Source organism: Psychrobacter sp. HII-4, assembly GCF_904846595.1.
In the GTDB taxonomy this organism is placed as follows: Bacteria; Pseudomonadota; Gammaproteobacteria; order Pseudomonadales; family Moraxellaceae; genus Psychrobacter; species Psychrobacter celer.
Window position 1 is genome coordinate 45904 of the sequence record NZ_CAJHBJ010000002.1, and the last position, 22359, is coordinate 68262.

At 49.5% G+C, this 22359-nt stretch carries 13 protein-coding genes; 7 read left to right on the forward strand and 6 right to left on the reverse strand.

The genetic code is table 11. The features are described from left to right. Positions 1 to 56 precede the first annotated feature (56 nt). Together JMX98_RS01910 and JMX98_RS01915 are read right to left on the reverse strand one after the other, a co-directional pair. Positions 57 to 1082 carry an RluA family pseudouridine synthase gene (locus JMX98_RS01910; RefSeq protein WP_075101779.1) on the reverse strand — a complete coding sequence of 342 codons (1026 nt, stop codon included), beginning with the start codon at positions 1080 to 1082 and terminating at the stop codon, positions 57 to 59. Between the two features lie 377 nt (positions 1083 to 1459). Continuing rightward, on the reverse strand, positions 1460 to 1720 hold the full coding sequence (locus JMX98_RS01915; RefSeq protein WP_201584176.1) for a hypothetical protein: 261 nt from the start codon (positions 1718 to 1720) through the stop codon (positions 1460 to 1462). Between the two features lie 513 nt (positions 1721 to 2233). On the opposite strand from JMX98_RS01915, the gene JMX98_RS01920 reads away from it, so the two are divergent. Beyond that, the gene (locus JMX98_RS01920) at positions 2234 to 6376 is read left to right on the forward strand and encodes an Rne/Rng family ribonuclease (RefSeq protein WP_201584179.1); all 4143 of its coding nucleotides are present in this window, start codon (positions 2234 to 2236) and stop codon (positions 6374 to 6376) included. A gap of 150 nt (positions 6377 to 6526) precedes the next feature. Here JMX98_RS01920 and JMX98_RS01925 read toward each other — a convergent pair whose 3' ends face one another. Together JMX98_RS01925 and JMX98_RS01930 are read right to left on the reverse strand one after the other, a co-directional pair. After that, the gene (locus tag JMX98_RS01925) at positions 6527 to 7453 is read right to left on the reverse strand and encodes a DUF808 domain-containing protein (RefSeq protein WP_201584182.1); all 927 of its coding nucleotides are present in this window, start codon (positions 7451 to 7453) and stop codon (positions 6527 to 6529) included. 76 nt (positions 7454 to 7529) lie between these two features. Then, positions 7530 to 8606, reverse strand: coding sequence for an RNA-guided endonuclease InsQ/TnpB family protein (locus JMX98_RS01930; protein WP_201584184.1), 1077 nt, complete (start codon positions 8604 to 8606; stop codon positions 7530 to 7532). 343 nt (positions 8607 to 8949) lie between these two features. On the opposite strand from JMX98_RS01930, the gene JMX98_RS01935 reads away from it, so the two are divergent. From JMX98_RS01935 to JMX98_RS01955, 5 genes are all read left to right on the forward strand, one after another. Continuing rightward, positions 8950 to 9801, forward strand: coding sequence for a DsbC family protein (locus JMX98_RS01935; RefSeq protein WP_201584186.1), 852 nt, complete (start codon positions 8950 to 8952; stop codon positions 9799 to 9801). A 272-nt stretch (positions 9802 to 10073) separates the two neighbouring features. Beyond that, entirely contained in the window at positions 10074 to 11417 is a 1344-nt protein-coding gene (locus tag JMX98_RS01940) for a homoserine dehydrogenase (protein ID WP_201584188.1), read from the forward strand. A 90-nt stretch (positions 11418 to 11507) separates the two neighbouring features. Next, the gene (locus JMX98_RS01945; protein WP_201584190.1) at positions 11508 to 12689 is read left to right on the forward strand and encodes a thiolase family protein; all 1182 of its coding nucleotides are present in this window, start codon (positions 11508 to 11510) and stop codon (positions 12687 to 12689) included. 404 nt (positions 12690 to 13093) lie between these two features. Continuing rightward, positions 13094 to 13942 (forward strand): DUF2382 domain-containing protein, encoded by an 849-nt coding sequence (locus tag JMX98_RS01950; RefSeq protein ID WP_201584192.1) that lies wholly within the window; start codon positions 13094 to 13096, stop codon positions 13940 to 13942. 238 nt (positions 13943 to 14180) lie between these two features. Further along, positions 14181 to 14822 (forward strand): YsnF/AvaK domain-containing protein, encoded by a 642-nt coding sequence (locus JMX98_RS01955; RefSeq protein WP_201584194.1) that lies wholly within the window; start codon positions 14181 to 14183, stop codon positions 14820 to 14822. Positions 14823 to 15103: 281 nt separating this feature from the next. Here JMX98_RS01955 and JMX98_RS01960 read toward each other — a convergent pair whose 3' ends face one another. After that, positions 15104 to 15655, reverse strand: coding sequence for a hypothetical protein (locus JMX98_RS01960; protein WP_105244729.1), 552 nt, complete (start codon positions 15653 to 15655; stop codon positions 15104 to 15106). A gap of 236 nt (positions 15656 to 15891) precedes the next feature. After that, positions 15892 to 18693: a preprotein translocase subunit SecA gene (gene secA, locus JMX98_RS01965; RefSeq protein ID WP_100748830.1), complete on the reverse strand. Its 2802-nt coding sequence runs from the start codon at positions 18691 to 18693 to the stop codon at positions 15892 to 15894. Positions 18694 to 19080: 387 nt separating this feature from the next. Between secA and mutS the strand changes: the two genes are divergently transcribed. Further along, positions 19081 to 22278 carry a DNA mismatch repair protein MutS gene (gene mutS, locus JMX98_RS01970; RefSeq protein WP_201584196.1) on the forward strand — a complete coding sequence of 1066 codons (3198 nt, stop codon included), beginning with the start codon at positions 19081 to 19083 and terminating at the stop codon, positions 22276 to 22278. Positions 22279 to 22359 lie beyond the last annotated feature (81 nt).

Below are 22359 nucleotides of genomic sequence, written 5' to 3' on the forward strand. Positions count from 1 at the left end.
TAAGATAGACACACTGTCATCATACGCGAGAGTGGGACAACATTAATGAGACAATACTAGTCAGGCAGTGTGCTCTGCTCTGGCAGCCAGTCGGCCATGTCTTCTGGCAACGGCGCGGTGATACTCTTATAACCTGGGATATCCAAACGCCACGCATGCAAGCACAGACGATGGACGCCTGATTTGTCGTGCACGTTATATTTATCATCGCCCAAGATGGCGTGACCGATATGCGCTAAGTGTACACGAATCTGATGGGTACGCCCAGTGAGCGGCTTGGCTTCAATCAAGCTCACAGGCTGATCGGCCAGCATAAAACGCTCATGAATGATAATGTCCGTCTGGCTGTCTTTGGCTTGCGGGTCTTGGCTATCTACCTTGACACGGCGCTCACCATTAGCAAGCGTATAGCGTAACAATGGCGCATCGATACGTTGCTCACCCATCACAGGCTGGCCTTTGGCGATACACAGATAGTGCTTTTGGATGGTTTTATCCACCAGATGCTGCTGCAAGGCTTTTAGCGTTGAGCGTTTTTTAGAGATCATCAGCAAGCCTGAGGTATCTTTGTCAATACGGTGCACCAGCTCCAGATATTTTTTGCCAGTGACTTCACGCATGGCCTCGATGACACCAAAATCTAACCCGCTACCACCATGCACCGCAATGCCCGAAGGCTTGTTTAGCACCAACATGCCCTCATCTTCATACACCACTCGTGCCAGCAAGCTATTGGCAAACTCGGTGCTGATGATGGGCTTTTCGCGCGTCGCCAGCTGAATGGGCGCGATACGCACGACGTCTTCACGCTGGACTCTATCATGCGCTTTACAGCGTTTATTATTGACACGTACTTCATCCGAGCGAATCATCTTGTAGATGTGCGATTTTGGCAGACCCTTTAGGCGATTGAGCAAAAAATTATCCAAACGCTGGTCATGCTGATGGCGCGTTACCTCTAGATAATTGACTCTGGCAAAGTTGCTGATTTCATCGTCAGCGCTTTGCGGGCGTGTTTTGCTATTGAAAATAGCAGGCGCTTCGTGGATCGGCGCGTCATCGGTCGTTTTTGAGTTTGTCATTTTTCGTTAGGTATTTACACAAAGATTTGCTATAGTTTAGCATGTTGAGCGCCAATTAAGCAGAAGCTGCGCAATAATCATTATTGCAAAAGATTGCCTAACGCTATTTTGCCAATCACGGCTTTATGAGTGATTGCCCAAGCGCGGTTAGCGATGCCTCTGCCAAGATGGGCCGTCTCATCTGATTTTAGGGTGCATAAACTGAGTAAAGCTGTTTTTATAGACGTCGCTTCTCAGACCGCCCCATAAATTGTAAACGCGGCATGAATGCTTCTTTTTTGATAAAAGCAAGTTTCTTTACCGTATGGCTATTTGTATGATAAAACTGATAGTGACACAAAATACCATTGCGTGAATAATACTGGCAAAACGCCTATTTATTGACCATTTACCCCATAACACTGATTTACTACCCGCATAATCACGACTGTTTTTGATAACACATTATCAACGTCTTTTATGTGAGGCAGCCGAGCAAGTATGGGACGTTTTACCTTAGCATCGAGACAGATATCGATAGCCGCCTTAGTATCGGTGGTCAAACAGATGACAATAAAGACATAGACATAAACCGTGCCGATAAGCCGGTCATTTACTCTGTTTGCCAAGTACGCCCCGCCGATGACTGATGCGGCCATAGTTAACAAAACGCCCAAGATATGATTGACGTAATCGCAAAAGAACGAAAAATAAAGCAAGACCCATTGTTTTACCTGATCTAACAGATGCTGCATCGCGCTATTTTTTATAATAGTATTGATGATAGCGATTATTGCTAGACTTTGAGGATGCATAGCAACAACACAGCGCCTTTTTTAGGAGCAGTATTTTTAGAGCCGTCGCTAAGGCTTGCCCACTCTGACACAGTGCGCGGTCATAATGACCCTAAAAACCACTGACCAAAAACTTACCTAAGACGCTGATGCATAGATGTTTAGAACAATCTGCGTTTGCATGGTTTGACATAGCTTGTTTGATATAGCTTGTCTGACCCTGCTGGCCTCTTTAGATCACCGTAAAGCAGCCCTTGAGGCTGATTGCTTATGTTCTCCGGTCACCATATCTGCCGCCGATGTCGCCATTTGCAGCACTTGCCGGCACCTCCTAAAGTCCAAGCTTAGTCGTCGTTATGCGTACTCATAGGATAAAATATGAAACGCATTTTGATCAACGCCACTCAAAACGAAGAGATTCGCGTCGCCCTTTGTAAAGGCAACCATCTATACGATTTTGATCTAGAAAACCGCACCCGCGAACAAAAAAAATCCAATATTTATAAAGGCCACGTGACCCGTGTCGAGCCATCGCTTGAAGCGGTGTTTGTCGAATACGGCTCACAGCGTCAAGGCTTTTTACCGATTCGTGAAATCTCTGCTGAGTATCTAAGCGGCAACCCACGTGATGAAAACATCAAAAAGCTCATCAAAGAAGGCGACGAGCTAATCGTTCAGGTCGAAAAAGAAGAGCGCGGTAACAAAGGCGCCGCCCTATCGACTTATGTATCACTCGCTGGCCGTTATTTGGTATTGATGCCCAACAACCCTCGTGGCGGCGGTATCTCACGCCAAATATCAGGCAAACTGCGTGAAGACATGAAGCGCATGCTAGGCAATCTTGACTTGCCAAAAGGCATGAGTGTCATCATCCGCACCGCTGGTATCGGTAAAACTCAAGAAGACTTGCAGCACGATCTCAATCACTTGCTCAACATCTGGCAAGCCATCCAAGAACAGAATAAAAAATACCCCTCACCGCGCTTAGTGCATCAAGAAGCTGGCGTCGTCACCCGTGCCGTGCGTGACTATCTGCGTGACGATATCGCTGAGATTTGGATCGATAACGAAAACGCGTACGTTGAGGCGGCCAGCTTCATCGATGCTGTCATGCCAAAACAAGCTGAAAAACTGCGCAAATACACCGATTATGAGCCGATGTTTTCGCGCTTTAATATCGAAAAGCAAATCGAGACGGCCTATCAGCGCGAAGTGCGCTTGCCCTCAGGTGGCTCTATCGTCATTGACCAAACCGAAGCGCTGGTCTCTATCGATATCAACTCCGCCAAGTCAACCAAAGGCTCAGATGTCGCCGAAACCGCCTATCACACCAATTTAGAAGCCGCTGATGAAATCGCTCGTCAACTGCGTCTGCGCGATATGGGCGGACTGATTGTCATCGATTTTATCGATATGAATGATAACAAGCATCAAAAAGAAGTCGAAAAACGGCTGATTGATGCTACCAAATACGACCGTGCGCGCGTGCAATTCGGTGATATCTCTAAGTTTGGCTTGATGGAGATGAGTCGTCAGCGCTTGCGTCCCTCACTTGAAGAATCAACCGGTTACATCTGTCCGCGCTGTCATGGTAACGGCATGATTCGTGATTTGCGCTCATTATCGCTATCGATTATGCGTCAAATCGAGCAGATTGCGCTAAAAGAGCGTCAAGGTGAAGTGCAAGCCGAAGTGCCAACTGATATCGCCGCCTTTTTATTAAATGAAAAGCGCGACAGCTTAGTCTATCTTGAGCAAGACAGCGGTACGCGTATTACTATTTTGCCGCATGCGCATTTAGAATCGCCGAACTTCAAATTGCACTTCAATCGCGATGGCTTTGCGCCGTCAAGCTACGAGCGTATCACTGATACCCAGCAGCAAGAGCATAGCGATTTGGGCTACGATGTCGATTGGCAAACGGCCGAAAATGAGCGCCCAGAACAGCAGCCAACGCGTCAGCCGCGCCAAAGCAGCGACAAAAGCGCAGCACAGAAAAACAACGGCCGCGCCCAGACACCGTCAAACGCTCCTGCGCAAACACAAAACAATAGCGCGCAACAAACCGAACGCCATCAAAAAGACCGTCATCAAAACGATCGTCGTCAAAACAACAGCACCAACACCGCGGCCGCGACACGCGCACCGCAAGCGGATAAGCCTCAACCAGCAGCCACGCCATCAGCGAGTGTGACCGCCGCCCAGCCGCAAGCCGTTGCTTGGCTATCCAACCTGTTTGCTCAGGCACCGCAAGCATCAACCACGCCTGCCGTGAGCAGCCGTGATGCTGCCGAGGCAATCGAAGCCTTGGTCAACACTGGCGCACAAAGCTTAGGCGCTTTTGGTCAAATCGATAACAGCGCGCTTAGTGTCGAAAGCCGTACCGCGAGCACCGAGCAAAACTCGCAAGCCCCTGAGCAGCACACCGATGGCAAATCAGACAGCGCCAATCGCCAGCAAGCGCGTCGCAGCTCAGACAATAAAAACGAAGAGAGCAACGACGACAGAAGAAGACGCAAATCACGTAAGTCTCGCTCTGCTAAGCCGCGTCAACGCAAAGAGCAAAATAGCGAGAGTAATCAAAACGTAAGCGCTGAGACCCAAAGCAGCTCAAAGGCCGCCGAAAGCGCAAACGAGCAGCCAAATAAACGTCAGCAAGACAATAAACGTAGCAGTGAGCGCAGTCGCAACAACCGCCAAGATAACGGCCGCGATACCAGTGAGCGCCATGATACGGATAGCAGCACCAGTGAGCATAAGGCAGCAGACGAGCAGCCGCTCAATAAACGCAAATCGCACAGCCAACGCGGCTCACGCGGCAAGCTAGAACGCGGTGAGACGCTTACCTCTGATAGCGTCAAGCAGTCCTCTGGCAAAAATGGCGAAGCACACACCAGCAAACAAGCCGCGAACACGTGCCGTAACCAAGACCCAAACGAAGTCATGCTGCAGGTTAACGAAGCCCCAGCGGTGCTAAAATCGCCAGAAGTGGTGCACCTATCCTTAGATGATAGCAAGCCGGCCTCTGCCAAACGCTCATCTGCTGACAAGCGCCATTCAGCAAATGACAGTACAGCAAACGACACTGCGAGCAAAAAAGACGCTGGTCAAGCAACTACGGCCAAAGGTAATGCACAAAAAGCGCCTGCCGATAAGCAGTCAGCAAATAGCCAAAGCGTCGAGAAATCTGGTAAAAACGGCACTACGGCGCAGGCAGATACCAGCGGTGATAAAGCGGCGCATAGCAAAGCGGTAACCGCTAACGAGCAGGCAACTGCTAAACAGCCGACCGCCGACGAGCCGTCAGCTGCGAATAGCCCTGCTACGCGCTCAGCTTCATCAGCCCCAGCGCCGGCTGATCGCGCTACTGCCACCAAGTCGCAAGACACCGCGGCAAACACAGGTGACCGTAATACCGGCAATGCAAATAGCAGCGCTGCAAAAAAGACGCACGCCACTGCCAAAGGCACACAGAGCATGAGTGCCGAAAGCAGCCCTACTGCAGATAAAGCCGATGCGGACGTTAGCGCAGCACCCTTGCTCACGCATGATGCCTTATTTGCCAACCGTTACGTCACCGCTCAGAAGTTTGGACAGGCCAGTAACGACCCTCGTGTCGTACGTCGTCAGCAGGCACAGTCCCAGTCCACTGAGCAGCCAGCGGTAGAATCGGCAACACCTGTACCAACGGTGCGCGGTAGCGTTGGTGACTTTGTGCGTCAAGCACTCACCGATGCCGAAAGCCGTCTAAAAAATGACGGTGTGATCCGCTGCTTTATCGCCGCTATCGAAGCGCACTCAGAGCAAGCAAAATCTGCTGACAGCGCGCAAGCACATCTGCCAGTTGCTGACGCTCAGGCTCGAGACTTTGACTTTAGCAACTATGGCTACGAGCCATTGGCGGCAGACTATCTGGCGCGCTTTGAGGCGATGACTCAGGCCGTTAGTCAATTTGCTACCACCCAAGGCAAAACAGCAGTCGCGCCGCGAGCGATCGGCAAACGCGCTAGCAATGACCCCCGTGGTCAGCATCCTGATTATCAGGCAGACGAGGTGGACGCTCATGATATCGATGCGACTGCTCTAGCCAATCAAGCACAGGCAGACGATGTCAGCACTGAAAGTGAGCAGCTGCTAAAAGCCGATAAAAACGTGGTGCCTGCTACTAGTCCATCAGCTGACCATGTTGACAATGCCGATACTCGCACAAAGACGGCTGAGTCTGACAGCGAAGTCGCCCAGCAAAGCGATACATCTGAGTCAGAGGCGCCGTCTAAAGACGCAGACAAAGGCGCAGAAAAGGAAGACAGCCAAGCGGCCAAGTCCAAAACCACGATCGCCAGTTATAAAAACATGATTGAAAATGTGGCCGAGCAGTTATTGCCACAGACTGGCATGTTTAACTTGACCACGCCAAAGGTTCCTAAGGCGCGCAGTCGTAAGCCAAAGACTGAGCACAAAAAGCCGACACAAGCTGAAAAGACAGACGCTGAGGATGCCGATAAGCAAGCAGACAGTTAATCACCGTCGCTTGTACTATTAGACCGCTTGTATTATTAGACACAGTACAAGCATAGATACTCAAAAGCCCCGATAGTTCACTATCGGGGCTTTTATTTTTCTTCACTTTGCTGAGTAATGCGTTATCTGTTTAACGCTTTTCATGCAAGCTCAGTGCGTCGCTGACTTTGTATCGTCGTCACGCATTTTGCCAACGATAGTAAAAATCCCAACGATAATAGCACCGATAATAAAACCAATGACTCCATTTAAAATAGCGGTGGTCACGCTCTCAAAGATACCCGTCAAATGGGCGATATCCTCGACACCGTGATGCAAAAAGCCAATGCCGTGCACCAAAATACCACCACCGACCAAAAACATCGCTAAAGTACCGGCGATAGAGAGAAACTTCATCAGTTTTGGCGCGGCGGCAAACATCACTTTTCCAAGTTTTTGTTTAAACGTACTTTCTTGCTCCATCAGATGTAGGCCTGCATCATCTATTTTGACAATACCTGCCACCAAACCATAAATACCGATGGTGATACCAATTGCCAAAATGGACAATACCAGACTACGCTCCAATAACGTGGCGCTCGCTGTCGACCCTAGGACAATGACGATAATCTCAGCCGATAAAATAAAATCGGTCCGTATCGCCCCTTTGATTTTGTCTTTTTCAAAGGCGACTAAGTCTACGGTTTCATCGGCATTGGCCTGCCGGCGAGCGTTTTGCTCTTCATCATGCGGCAAAGCATGCGGCCAAAATCGATGAATGACTTTTTCTGCACCTTCATAAACCAAAAACAACCCGCCACACATCAATAAAAATGTCACTAAAGGCGGGTAAATAGCACTAATAATAAGTGCCGCTGGGACTAATATTAGCTTATTGACAAAGGAGCCTTTGGCGACCGCCCACACCACTGGTAGCTCGCGGTTGGCCTTGACCCCCGTGACTTGCTCTGCGTTTAGCGCCAAATCATCGCCCAGCACCCCCGCGGTTTTTTTGGCCGCGACTTTGGTCATGACGGAGACGTCATCCAATATCACACTGATATCATCGAGTAGGGTTAATAAACTGGCACCTGCCATATGGGCTCCTTAGCGCAATCATTGAAGTGAGTGATTGAATTGACTTCCTCCCCTCCCTAAAGTGAGGGGATTCCTACTAAAGACGGCCAAGCCCGACCGCGAGAATGTTTTTTGCTCCATTAACGTCACGTTGATGGGTCGTTTTACAAGAACGACAAAACCACTCTCTTATACCAAGACCTTCTCTACCTTTCGGACTGTCTTGGCGGGAGCCGCAACACGAGCAGGTTTGGGTGCTGTACGCTTCATTGACTTCGATATAGTGGCAACCTGCGTTCGCGCATTTATAATCCAGTTGCCGCTTAATTTCAAACCAACCAGCATCATAGACGGATTTGGCCAGTTTGGATGAAGTGAATGATGTTGATTTGATTTGACCAACAACAATTAGGCTGTTGGCTTTAACAAGCTTTGATGTGAATTTATGGATCAGATCTTGACGGGTATTTTTGATCTTGGCGTGTATCGCCTTAACTCGCTTTTTGTTTTTAGCACGTTGGGCAATGGCCAGTTTTTCGGCGTATTGATGGGTGACTTTGATTTGTAACTGATCACCATCACTACTGACTGCTGAATCTTTGCAGCCTAGATCAATACCGGCTTGGCCAGTACCACACTTAATCTTTGGAAATTCTTTGACGGTGATACAGGCATACCATCTGCCTCGTGCATCTTGTACCAGCTCACAGGTGTTGATGCTATACAGGGCTAGGTTATAGCTGTCCCATAGATCTATAGTAAGTTTTTTGCCTTTAGCAAGGCTTAGCTGAATAGTAGATTTAAGGCTTTTCTTGCCAGACTGACGAGTTGATAGGTATTTTATGGCTGTCTTTTTAAAAGGAATCCAGCCCAAACTTCTTCTCTTGGCATTTGGGTTGTTGGTGCGCCAGTTGAGTTTGGCTTTTTTAAACTGTTTTCGGCTTTTGGCATGGGTTTCAGAGATGGCTTGTAGAGTTTGGCTGTGCAAGTTTAAATACTCGCCACTGCCTTTGGTATAAGCGGCCAAATCATAAGCTGAAAAGAATTGACCTGTGCGCCGTAAATGTTTAAAACTTAGCTCATTAACATAATTCCAGACAAAGTTGACCGACCCAGCCAAGATATTGAGCTGAGTGGCGTGTTTGTCTTTGATGCGTAGCTTGAGCGTTTTCATGGAGTAATTATGATCTCAATACAGCTGGGTATCAAGGGGTTCGCCATACTGGACGACAATGACTGACGCCTGATATCCACGCCCTAGAAGGATGTGGATATCAGGCACTGGTTGATAAATATGTTAAGATAAGCGGCATTATCAAGTGGGGACGTTTCTTACTTGAGAGAAAAACCCCTTTATATTGAAACTTTTAACTTTCATTGATAAGCGCTATATCCACGATCACAGTCTGGCATGATGGCGGCAGTTTTCTCACGTTGCCCCATACTGCACGCAATAGCGTTTATTTGTTTTATGCCGACGCATTTATGATTAGGCGCAATGCCTACAGGAAACTAATATGTCATCCTCTATCACCCAAAAAGCCCACGCTGTCATTGGATTTCGCAAAACCCGCCTATCACGCTTTATGGTGGGGGCGTTATTGGTCGCCATTGCTGCTGGCTGCTCAAACAATGCCGCCGATGCCACCAGCAACACCGGTGTGGTCAATAGCACTCAGGCAAATACCAAGACGGTATCGGCAGAGAGCGATGCAGCGGTGGTCAGCGCGTTACAAGAAAACCTAAAAACCTCAGGGATTGAGGAGACTATCCTCTCAGCCGTACCGACAGATATGGACGGTATCTATTGGGCGACCGCTGAAGGGCTGCCATCTTTTTTTACGGATAAGTCGGGCAAGCACATCATTCAAGGTCAGATCATCGCGGTCGGTGACGGCGCGCCGGTCGATATCAGCGCCGCATTGGTGGCCAATACCGCCCAAAAAGCATTGCAAGCGGTCGATAAAGACGAGCTGATTATTTACCCAGCCAAGGGTGAGACCAAAGCGGTGGTCTACTCGTTTACCGATGCCGACTGCCCTTATTGCACCAAGCTGCATGAAGAGATGGCTGATATCAATGCGCGCGGTATCGAAGTGCGTTATTTGGCGTGGCCTCGTAGCCAAGCATCGGTACCCAAAATGGAGGCAATATGGTGCAGCCAAGATCGCCATGCTGCTATGAATCAAGCAAAAATGGGTGCCAACGTGCAAGCGCCTAGTTGCGAAAACCCAGTCGCAGCGCATATGGCACTAGGCGCAAGATTGGGCGTGCGCGGTACGCCAGCTATCTTTACGGAGTCTGGCCAGCAAATCGGTGGCTATCTACCGGCTGAGCAGTTGGCACAAACAGCGATTGACGCCAGCTAACACGCTGCTGTCATATCGTTGACTTTGGCGACAGTCAGTTTGGGTAGACGTCACAACTGCATGTCGGTATGATACGATGAAGCGTCATAAAACATCAGCAACACAACCGTAGTGTAAACATCAATGTGAGTCTTTTTTATTCAACGATAATGACGCCTTGATAACCCTATCACAAACGACATTTGCGCCCACCGTATGCTCGATACGACCAGCGCATTTATCTGATAGCAGTGTTATGCTGGGCGTCTTATATTTAACCTCTTGAGGATACTGTGAGTCATTCCATCAAACTAGCGATACTTGGTCTAGGCACCGTCGGAACGGGCGTGATCAATCTAATCAATGACAATTTAGATGAGCTAAAACGCCGCAGCGGCCAAGACATTACCATTACCGAAGTGGGTACGCGCCGTCATCGTGATGATATTGATCCCAATATCATGCAAAGCAGTGACTTGATGGCAATTGCGGCAAGCGACAATGTCGACATCGTGATCGAGGTGATCGGCGGCACCACACTCGCCCGCGAAGTCATCATGCATGCCATCAAAAACGGTAAGCATGTGGTTACCGCAAACAAAGCCTTACTCGCCGAACACGGCAATGAGATCTTTGCTTTTGCAGAAGAGCACCATGTCCATGTGGCATACGAGGCAGCAGTCGCAGGTGGTATTCCAATCATCAAAGTGATGCGTGAAGCCTTGGCGGCCAATAAAGTAGAGTGGCTGGCCGGCATCATCAACGGCACGGGCAACTTTATCATGACAGAAATGCGTGATAAGGGTCGCCCGTTTGCTGATGTACTGAGCGAAGCCCAAGCATTAGGATATGCTGAAGCCGACCCAACGTTCGATGTCGAGGGTATCGATGCGGCGCATAAGCTGGCCTTATTGGCCTCTATCGCCTTTGGTATCCCGCTACAGTTTGATAAGGTATATTGCGAAGGCATCACAGGTATCACCTTACAAGACGTCAACTATGCCGAAGAGCTGGGCTATCGTATCAAGCATTTAGGTTTTGCGGTGCGCCGTGATGGCACAGGCGACGATGCTGCGACTGGTATCGAGCTGCGTGTCCATCCGACCCTCATCCCGCAAGACGCTCTTTTGGCCAATGTCAATGGCGTAAAAAACGCAGTCTTGGTCAATTCACACCCACTCGGGCAGACCTTATACTGCGGTGATGGTGCCGGTGCAGGCGCGACCGCGTCGGCGGTGATGGCAGATGTCATGGACTTGGTACGTGTGTTAGGTAGCAAGGATGCCGACGATACAAGCAACAACGGTCACCATGTGCCGCACCTAGCGTTTATCCCTGAGCAATTATCCGACACACCGATCCTACGCGCCGAGCAGATGACTACGGGTTACTACTTGCGCGTCCATGCTTATGATAGCCCAGGAGTGCTGGCCGATATCACGCGTATCCTCAGCGATGCAGGTATCAATATCGATGCGATTTTGCAGAAACCGGCGCACAAGGTTGGTCAGGTGCCTGTCATTATCTTGACGCTGCCTGTGGTTGAGCGCCGCATGAATCTGGCCATCGAAAAAATCGAAAAACTAGACACAATTACTGATAAAGTAGTACGCATTCGCCTAGATGAGCTAGCGTAAACAGTAGCAAGATGGATAGCTGCTAGCCTGTCAGCGTTTGGCCAAAAAGTGCCACACGTTCATTTAAATACGTAAAAAGGAATAATAACGATGTCAAATGATGCAATTGTGATTTTAAACGGTGCCCGTACTCCTATGGGCGGTTTTCAAGGCTCGCTAAAAGATGTGAGCGCAACCGAGCTTGGCGGGGCGGCGATCAAAGCCGCTGTCGAGCGCTCAGGTGTCGATGTCGACAGTATTGATGAAGTCATTATGGGCTGTATTTTAACAGCAGGCTTAGGTCAGGGTCCTGCCCGCCAAGCGATGCGCAACGCCGGCTTGTCTGATGCGACGGGCGCAGTCACTATCAATAAACTGTGCGGCTCAGGCCTAAAAGCGGTCATGCAGGCTCACGATGGCATCAAAGCGGGCAGCTTTAAGGTCGCAGTCGCAGGTGGTATGGAGTCGATGACCAACGCTCCTTATATCATGCCAGGCTCGCGCGCAGGCTACCGTATGGGGCACAAAGAAGTCAAAGACCATATGTTTTTAGATGGTTTAGAAGACGCAGAAACGGGCAAGCTGATGGGCATGTTTGCCCAAGAAATGGCTGACGAAAAAGGCTATACACGTGAGCAAATGGACGAGTTTGCCATCGAATCGCTCAATCGTGCGCTGACAGCAATCAAAGACGATCACTTTAAAGATGAGATCGAAGCCGTTACTTTTAAAACCCGCAAAGGCGAGCAAACGGTCGATACCGATGAGCAGCCAGGTCTGGCCAACGCCGAGCGCATCCCTGCCCTGCGCCCAGCATTTGCCAAAGACGGTACCATTACCGCCGCAAACGCCAGCTCAATCTCAGACGGTGCAGCAGCAGTCGTGTTGATGAAAGAATCACAAGCCAAAGAAGAAGGTCGTGACTATCAAGCACGTATCATCGCCACCGCATCTAACTCTCGTCATCCAAGCGAGTTTACCATTGCACCGATTGGCGCCATCGAAAAAGTCCTTGCTAATGCTGGCTGGTCAATCGCTGATGTCGATCTTTGGGAGATCAACGAAGCCTTTGCTATGGTCACGATGGCGGCGATGGACGAGCTTAATATCGACCATGCCAAAGTCAACGTCGAAGGCGGCGCTTGTGCTCTTGGTCATCCAGTTGGATGCTCTGGCGCGCGTATTTTGGTCACTTTAATCAACTCACTTAAGCGTACAGGCGGCAAAAAAGGCGTGGCGACCTTATGTATCGGTGGCGGCGAAGCCGTGGCGGTAGCCATCGAGCTTGCTTAATCAGCAACTGCCTGATTAATAAGGAACCTATTTAGATTAATATAAGCCTTAATAGCAGTCAGGCTGCTTATTCTTTAATACATCAAGCTCTTAAATGTATCAAAGCCGCACGGCGATATGCTCTGCGGTTTTTTTATGCCTGTCATTTCCCAAAATGGCCAAATTATTGCACCGTGTAAAAACGCGTTAACTTGTACCCCTTACTCTGTTATGCCACTTACAGCCTATTACACGCCATTACTTCAAGCGCACACTTTGCTACCTTGCTTATATATCTCATCTAAAATCAGGGTGTTACGATAATTACAAGTTGAGGCAGCAACTACCAAGGTAACATTCAATGACTTAACCAAACGCTGTCATTTTAATAATCAATAATAAACTCACAAAAAAGGAAGACAATAATGAGCCAGCTAATCCGTTTAAAAGACATCCAAGCCACACACCGCGACCTAATCGGTGATGACTACTACGACCCAACGGGCAAGACTGCCTATGGCGTCAATGAAGAAAAAATCGGTAAAATCGAAGGTGCACTGGTAGAGGACACCACAGGCCGTATTCGTTATTTGATTGTAGATGTAGGCGGCTGGTTTAGCTCAAAAGAAGTCCTTGTCCCAGCAGGTCTGGCACGTATCGTCGGTGACGATGTATTCTTCGACAGCTTAACAGAAGCGCAAGTCGAAGCGATGGAAGTATACGACCATGACTATCAGTACAGCTACAAAGAGCAGTACGAAAAAGACCGCCAAGCCTTTGTCGCAGATAGCGTACCAGCAGATGAGCGTATGGAAATTGCTGATCATGCTTATGAGGCGCCAAATACTCTAGAGCTACTAGAAGAGCGTCTAACCGTCAATAAAGATCGCATCGTAGCAGGTCTGGTCAAAGTCGGTAAACATGTGGTCACAGAAGAGCGCAACGTCGATGTCGAGCTAGAAGAAGAGCACGCCAATATTCAGCGTACTAATGTCGATCGCCCAACAGATCGCCGCATCGGAGATGTTGATGGTAATGAAACTATCGAAGTTGAGTTAGAAGCAGAGCGTGCACGTGTGGGCAAAGACACTTATGTGGCAGAAGAAGTCAACGTTGGTAAGACAACTGAGCGCCATACGGAGACGATCGTCGAAACCATTCAGCGCGAAGAGCTAGATATTGACCGTGACGGTAATGTGGTAGACCGTGAAGGCAACATCGTCAATCGTGATGACATCACTGCCGAAGATGTACGCCGTGCTCGCGGTATGTAATCCACAACAGCCTTATACTGGCCTACTCCCTGATTGGTTATAATAATATGATAAGTACACCAGTTATAGTTGCCATTTACAGCTAAGTACGGCTGCACTATGACATAGGAAGCAGCGCCACTTAGCAAAAAAAAAGGCCAGAGCATGTCTCTGGCCTTTTTTCTGGCTTTCACAAGTCGCATATCGATCTTGCTTGCGCCATGACATTGATAGTATTTCACCATATAAGGATATCAAAATGACCACTGACCCTAATGCCGTCACCGACTCCAACCGCGACCCATCAAAAGATAATGGCATCTCTACATCAGCCACTCCTCTTCATAAAAACACCACGCCGATGGCCGAAGATACAGATCCAGCAGCTGACCGGCATACCTCATCACAAGAGGTTGGTCATTTAGAGCTGCTAGAAGAGCGCCCTGTGGTCAACAAAGAGCGTCTTGATGTCGGCAAAGTCATAGTGACCAAACACCGTCGCACCAAGACCATTGATGTGCCGATAGAGCTGGTAGAAGAGTATCTTACCATTCGTACTGAATACCATGATGTCGAAAGCCAAGACTTACTATCAGGTCAGTACGATGATAAAGATATTTTGCGTCACGTCGAGCCTGCGCTAGATAGCAAAGCGGTAGTGACGGTCAATGGCCAGCAGATTGAGATCGATGAAGCACCGCTTGAGATCGTTTTGTCTCGTCAAGTTGCCACCATTACCAAGGAGACATTTGCCATACAAGAAATTGATGTCAACAAAACCACACATACCCATACCGATAGTATTCAGGTAACCTTGAAGCATGAAGAGCTTGATGTCACCGAAGAAGGGTTTTTGGCTCATGAGCATGATGCCACTGATGATAAAGCCAATTCAAAATAAAACCGATATGCGCATCTTAATGTGCATTAACTATAGCAGCTTTATCAGAAGCCCACGATAAGCAAGCTGACGACGTAAAGACAATACAAGGCAATACGGCAAAAAAAAGCAACGCTGTGTTAGCGTTGCTTTTTGCGTACAGTATCGAATCAATGCTTAGTCGTAAAATCTAAATATAACCATATAAGGGTATCAGCTGTTGTCTAGCTGTAGACTCACTCTTACTGCTGGTTAGCTGTTTAGTTGGTTAGCTGTCTAATGATAAAATCACGACGGCATGGTTAGGCAGCTGACTCATCGGCGCTAGGCTCGGCTGATTTTTTACATTCATAAGTGCTGACATTATCGGCATCGGCACCAGCGGTACGCATTATACCTGTCTCACGCTCTGTATGCGCCACACGCCACTGTACAAACCCTACGCCACCATCGATAGCGGTATCGAGATTGAAAACTTCTGGGTTGCTCGCATCATTGGTTTTGGTCAAAGTCGCAGTGCCATTGGCAGTTTCGATGACCACTTGATTATCAGCGTCTTTATAAGTTGCCTTTACCTCTAGTGCTGGCGAGCATGAGTAGGTCATCTGAGTGACACCACTATTGACCATCGCGACCGTATCATCTGCCACCTCATCAGCTGGTGCGTCCATTACCATATCATTTGGCTCGGCAGGCTCAGCAGACATCGGTACAGATTGCTCTTCGCTGATGCTTTCTTCTAGGCTGGGCTCAGTTTCTTGCTGTTTTTGGCAAGCGCTGACAGTCATGATGCCAGCCAATAAGCCCGTTAAAACGACAGAGGTTCGAAATTGTTTTAATAATTCTACGTTCATCACACTCTCCAAAACAAATATGTTAAATACTATAGCGTGTCCCTAAATGCACGCCTATGTACAATTTGTAAACAATCCATACAAAAACAGTGAGCATTTACCTGTTTCTAGAGGCTGTCTGCAAGCCAAAAAAGACACTTAACGTCTCTCTTGGTGTCCTAACCCTTCTCATAAAAAAGCCCCTATCTGAGCAAGACAAGGGCCTATAAACATCTCATTTGAACTGCTTGATATGCCTAGATCTTGCCGTGGCACTGCTTGTACTTCAGGCCTGAGCCGCAAGGACAAGGCGCGTTACGGCTGATATTCATACCTGCGTATGGGTTTTCCCCAGCAGCGCTCGCACTGGCATTCGTACCTGCAGCACCGGCTGTCATACCAGCGGCGGCCGCGCCTGCTGCTTGGTTACGGTTTTGCGCTGGTGGTTGCGCGGCACCGGCGTTGCTGTCTAAGTTATCGACATCATTGTGCTCAAACTGCATCTGCATTTGCGCGGCGTTTTCACGCTGCTGCGCCTCTAGTGCTTCTAACTCTTCTTTGGTCGGAATGTGTACGCGTGATAAGTCTTGTACGGTCTCAGACTTGATAGCACCAAGCATCATCTGAAACAGCTCAAAAGACTCGCGCTTGTACTCTTGCTCTGGGTTTTTTTGTGCATAACCGCGCAGATGGATACCTTTACGTAGCTGATCCATCTGGGTTAAGTGCTCTTTCCAGTGCTTGTCCAGACTTTGCAGCATAAAGTGGCGCTCAAGCTGGGCGGCGTCTTTTTCGCCCATTTGCTCGCGGCGAGTATGATAACGATCCAATGCCGTTTGGATGATTTTGGCACGTAAGCCTTCTTCATCTAAGCGGCGGTCCTCATCCAGCCAATCATTAATCGGCATCGAGATTTTAAACTCATCCTCTAGCTCATCCTCTAGACCGTCGATATTCCACTGATCATCGATAGAGCCTGGCGGAATAAACTGATCGATCATGGCATTATAGACTTCATGATGCATGACATCGATGGCCTCTTTTAAGTCCATCTCTGCGAGCAAATCATCGCGCTGACTATAGATGACTTTACGCTGCTCATTAGCGACGTCATCGTATTTGAGTAGGTTTTTACGGGCATCAAAGTCGCGGCTTTCGACTTTACTTTGCGCGTTTTCGATCGATTTTGAGACCATCTTATGCTCGATGGCTTCGTCTTCTTTTAATCCCATGGCGCGCATCATATTGACCACGCGGTCGCCTGCGAAGATACGCATCAAGTCGTCTTCTAATGATAAAAAGAAGCGTGACATGCCAGGGTCACCTTGACGACCGGCACGGCCACGTAGCTGATTATCGATACGGCGTGACTCATGACGCTCAGAGCCGATGATGTGCAGACCACCAGCGGCCACGACTTGGTCATGTTTGACTTGCCACTCTGCTTTTAGGCGTGCCATCTCTTCTGGGCTGACCGCATCGATGTCTTCGATAAACGACTGCCAGTTACCGCCCAAGATGATATCGGTACCACGGCCTGCCATGTTGGTGGCGATGGTCACCGCTTTTGGGCTACCTGCCTGCGCGATAATCTCTGCCTCACGCTCGTGCTGCTTGGCGTTTAGGACGTTGTGTTTGATGCCTTCTTGATCGAGCAGATAAGACAACTCTTCGCTGGCCTCAATCGTCGCTGTACCGACCAATACCGGCGCACCTTTGGCCTGAATCTCTTTGATCTCGCGGATGATGCCTTTGTATTTGCCAAGCTTGGTCAAGAAAATCTGATCGTCCATATCGATACGGGCGATCGGCTCGTGCGTTGGAATCACGACGACGTCTAAATCATACGTGGATTTAAACTCCGCCGCTTCGGTATCGGCCGTGCCCGTCATACCAGAGAGTTTGTCATAAAGACGGAAATAGTTCTGGAAAGTCGTGGTCGCAAGCGTTTGGTTTTCTGCCTGAATCTCGACGTTTTCTTTGGCTTCTACCGCTTGGTGCAGGCCCTCTGACCAGCGGCGACCGGGCATGGTACGGCCCGTGTTTTCATCGACGATGATGATTTCACCGTCGTCAACGATATAGTGGACGTTTTTGACAAACACATGGTGAGCGCGAATGGCGGCTTGGACGTGCGCGAGCAGCGGCAAGCGACTTGGGCTATACAAGCTCTCGTTTTCGCCCAGCTCACCGACTTCTGTTAAAAAACGCTCGATTTTTTCATAGCCTTTTTCGCTAATCTCAATCTGACGGTTTTTTTCATCAATCCAAAAATCTTCATCTTCGTTATTTTTATTGGCTTCTTCGTCTTTTGAGCGCTTAAGCCGCGGAATGATGGTGTTAATCAGCGCATACATGCGTGAAGAGTCTTCGGCTTGCCCTGAGATAATCAGCGGCGTACGTGCCTCATCAATCAAGATTGAGTCAATCTCATCGATGATACAAAAATTCAGCGGACGCTGTTTTTTCTCAGCGAGGCTAAACACCATGTTGTCACGCAAATAATCAAAACCGTACTCGTTGTTGGTACCGTACGTGATATCGGCTTGATAGGCGTCGATTTTTTCTTGTGGCGGCTGCTGTGAGTAAATCACGCCGACGGTCATGCCCAAAAAGTTAAAGAGTGGGCGGTTGAGCTCCGCATCACGCGCCGCAAGATAGTCGTTGACCGTGACCAGATGCACGCCTTTGCCGCTGATGGCGTTTAGATACATGGCCAAGGTACCCATGAGGGTTTTACCTTCACCTGTTTTCATCTCGGCGATTTTGCCTTCGTGCAAGGTGATACCACCGATCAGCTGCACATCATAGTGGCGCATACCATTGACGCGCCATGACGCCTCACGGCAGACAGCAAACGCTTCTGGCAATAGCGCATCCAAGCTCTCGCCGTTTTGGTGCCGCGCTTTAAACTCGGCAGTTTTTTGTTGTAATTGCTCATCAGACAGGGCTTGTATCTCAGCCTCTTGTGCGTTGATCTTACTGACCACGCGGCGCATGCGTTTTAGTTCGCGGTCATTTTTGGTGCCAACCACACTGCCTATAATCTTTGATAACATAATTTTTTGACCTATGGAAATATTCGATAATTAGTGCGCATTAGCCAATGCCTAGCGTCGCACCCTACGTGGTGCTTGTCGTCACTCGGCGCAGTTTATCTAATACTGCGCGCTATTTTATGATACTGCGCCCAACTAAGTATCGCCCAATTAAGTGTGCCGTCATTATATATGGTTATGACGCTGATGGATACAAGGGCTGTGAGCAGATATTTGCCGACGTAAAAACAGCGCTGAACGTGTTAAAATAGCGCCTATACCCTTAATTTAATAGCTGTTTGGTGATATCAATAAACGCAAATAACTGCCAACCTGCATCCTCGATTTTTTCTAAAAAATACGCATTCTTTCTAAGCAAACCCATTTAAGTACCATAAGAGACTCTGCATGACCGTCAACACCTCTGCCCCGCACGCTCGTATTAGCCATCCTGCGCCCACAACAGATACCGCGGCCAAACAGCCTTTATCCAAGGCAAGCGCTGCCAAATCTGCAGACGCCGATCAGCTACTTATCGGCGATACTGTTTATCATTTGGCCGATCACACGCCGATGATGGTGCAATATCTAACCATGAAAGCCAACTATCCACAAGCGCTGCTGCTGTACCGGATGGGTGATTTTTATGAGCTGTTTTTTGATGATGCCAAGCGTGCCGCACAAATACTAGACATCACGCTCACGCGCCGCGGCACCGACAAAGCAGGCAATACCATTGCCATGGCGGGTGTGCCGTTTCATGCCGCCGACAGCTACATGGCGCGGCTCATCGCGGCAGGTCAGACAGTGGTCGTCTGTGAGCAAGTGGACGACGCATCAACCGATGCAGCCAGCCCCTCATCCGCCCCATCGGCGATGGGCGATAAACAAAAAAAGAGTAGCAAGGCCACTGGTATCATGCGCCGTGAGGTGGTCAAAACGCTGACCGCAGGCACCATCACGGATGACGCACTGATCGCGCCCAACCACACACCGACCGTGGTGGCAATCGATATCGCCCAGCCGCGAGCAAACAGCAAGCAGCCCCTACAGGCCGCCGTCAGTCAGCTCGACTTAGCCGCTGGCACCCTGACCACTCAGAGTCTGAGCGCCAATCATGATGACTACGATGACCTACAAACACAGATGCTGACGGTGCTTGCCCGCTTCGCCCCTAGCGAATGTATCATCAGCGAAGCACTGAGCGATGCTACTGGCAGTGCTGATACCGACTGGCCGCTATGGCTGCGACAACACCTAGACTGCCCGATCATCGAAGTCGCTGCCAATGACTTTCACCGCGCCCATGCCGCAGACACCCTTTGTCAGCAGTTTGGGGTGCAGCGTCTCGATGGGCTTGGTATCCATGACGCGCCGCTTAGCCAGTCTAGCTGTGCCGCCTTGATTCATTATGCGCAGCAAACCCAGCAGCGTCATGTGCCGCAGGTCAATCAGCTTATCGTCGAGTTTAGCGATGATTACTTGATCATCGATGCCGGTAGCCAGCAAAACCTTGAGCTGTTTGCTCCAGTCAGTAGCAGCGGTACATCGCTGGTCTCGGTCGTGGGTCACTGCCAAACGCCGATGGGACGCCGCCTGCTGGTGCAACAAATGAAACGCCCCTTGCGCCAGCATGCGCGTATCAATATGCGCCTAGACGCCATAGACAAACTTTTGCAAGCAGACAACCCAGCTGACAGCAGCAAGCACAGTCGTCCGCATAGTCCGCAGCTACAGCGTCCCTCACTGGTCAGCTATATACGCGACACGCTAAGCGCCATCGGTGATATCGAGCGCATCACCAGCCGTATCGGCCTGATGAGCGCCAAACCGCGAGACTTGCGCAAACTGGTGGATGGTATCAACAGCAGCGCGCAGCTGAGCACCTTATTAGAGCAAGCAGGTATCCATCACGAGCAGGCAGGACTGCTGGCCATGCTCATGCAGCAATTGCCCGCACAGCTACCTGCGGTACAATCCGTCGCCGAGCTGATCGAGCGTGCCATTATCCCAGAGCCGCCTGCTCATATCCGGGATGGCGGTATGCTGGCAGCAGGCTATGACGCCGAGTTTGATCGCCTCACACACCTACATGACAACATCCAAGTGACACTAGATGAGATGGTCGCGCGCGCCCGTCAGGACAACCAGCTACCCAGTCTAAAAGTCGGATTTAATAAAGTCAGCGGATTTTATTTTGAACTGCCAAAAATGCAAGCCAAAAACGCACCCGCGCACTTTATCAGGCGGCAGACGCTCAAGAGTAGTGAACGTTTTATCACCGATGAGCTAAAAGAAGTCGAGACCGAATACCTAAGCGCACAACGCTTAGCACTGGCTCGCGAAAAACAGCTATATCATGAGCTGTTGACGATACTCAGTAGTCATTTGGCTGCATTGCAGCAGCTAAGCGCCGCCATCGCTCAAATAGATGTGCTCAGCAACTGGGCGCAGCTTGCGACCCTTTATAATTGGCAACGTCCCGTTATGACTAACGATTCAAACGATGGCAACTTGTTAAAAAACAGCAGCCAGACCCGTATCGACCAGAGCAGTATCGACATCCAGCAAGGCCGCCATGTGGTGGTCGAGGCGGCATTAACCCCCGATAATACCAGCAGCCCAGCCGCGCAAGGCGCAACACAGACTTTTAGCCAAAACCTCAGCCAACACACTAGCAAGCCTGCGCGCGCCCATGCCTTTGTCGCCAACGACTGCGCGCTGGGCAGTGCCAATACTAAAGAAGGACATCCTGAGCGCCTGCTGATGATCACAGGCCCCAATATGGGCGGCAAATCAACCTATATGCGCCAGACCGCTCTTATTGTCTTGCTCGCGCACTGTGGCAGCTTTGTACCAGCAGCCAGCGCGCGCATCGGTGATATCGACCGCATCTTTACCCGTATTGGCTCGGCTGATGATCTGGCAGGCGGCAAATCTACCTTTATGGTCGAGATGATCGAGACGGCCAATATCTTAAACCAAGCGACAGATAAATCACTGGTGCTCATGGATGAAGTCGGCCGCGGTACCGCCACCACCGACGGGCTGGCCATCGCCCACGCTTGTGTCAATAGGCTGCTTGAGATCGGCTGCCTGACCCTGTTTGCCACCCACTACTTTGAGCTGACACAATTGGCCGCGCAAAATAAAGGTATTCGTAACGTCCATGTCGCCGCCAGTGAAATCGATGGGCAATTACTACTGCTGCACCAAATCCGTGATGGCGCGGCCAGCTCTAGCTTTGGCCTACATGTCGCCAAGATGGCTGGCATTCCGCCATCGGTGATTGGTGACGCCAAACGCTACTTGCGCGATCATCCAACGATGGTGGCGAATACTCAAAGCGTTGATGACGCTCAAGCCGTTGATGACAAAAGCGACTTAACTAAGTCGCGAACGGATAATTGCCAGCTTGACGATCAAAGACCGCTGACCACCATAGAGTCCAACCCTCTAAGCCATGAGCAAGCAGCGGCAGATATTCCACAGCAAAATCAGCTATTTAGCTTACAAGACGAGCTGGCGGCCATCAACCCTGACAACCTAACACCCAAACAAGCGCATGACCTGCTCTATCATCTTAAGGATATCATTAGTCACTAAAGGGAATTGTCAAATCAGTATAAAGGCGCTAAAATGTGGCTTGTTTTTAGTCAATCTAGTTTTTTAGTTACTCTAGCCCCT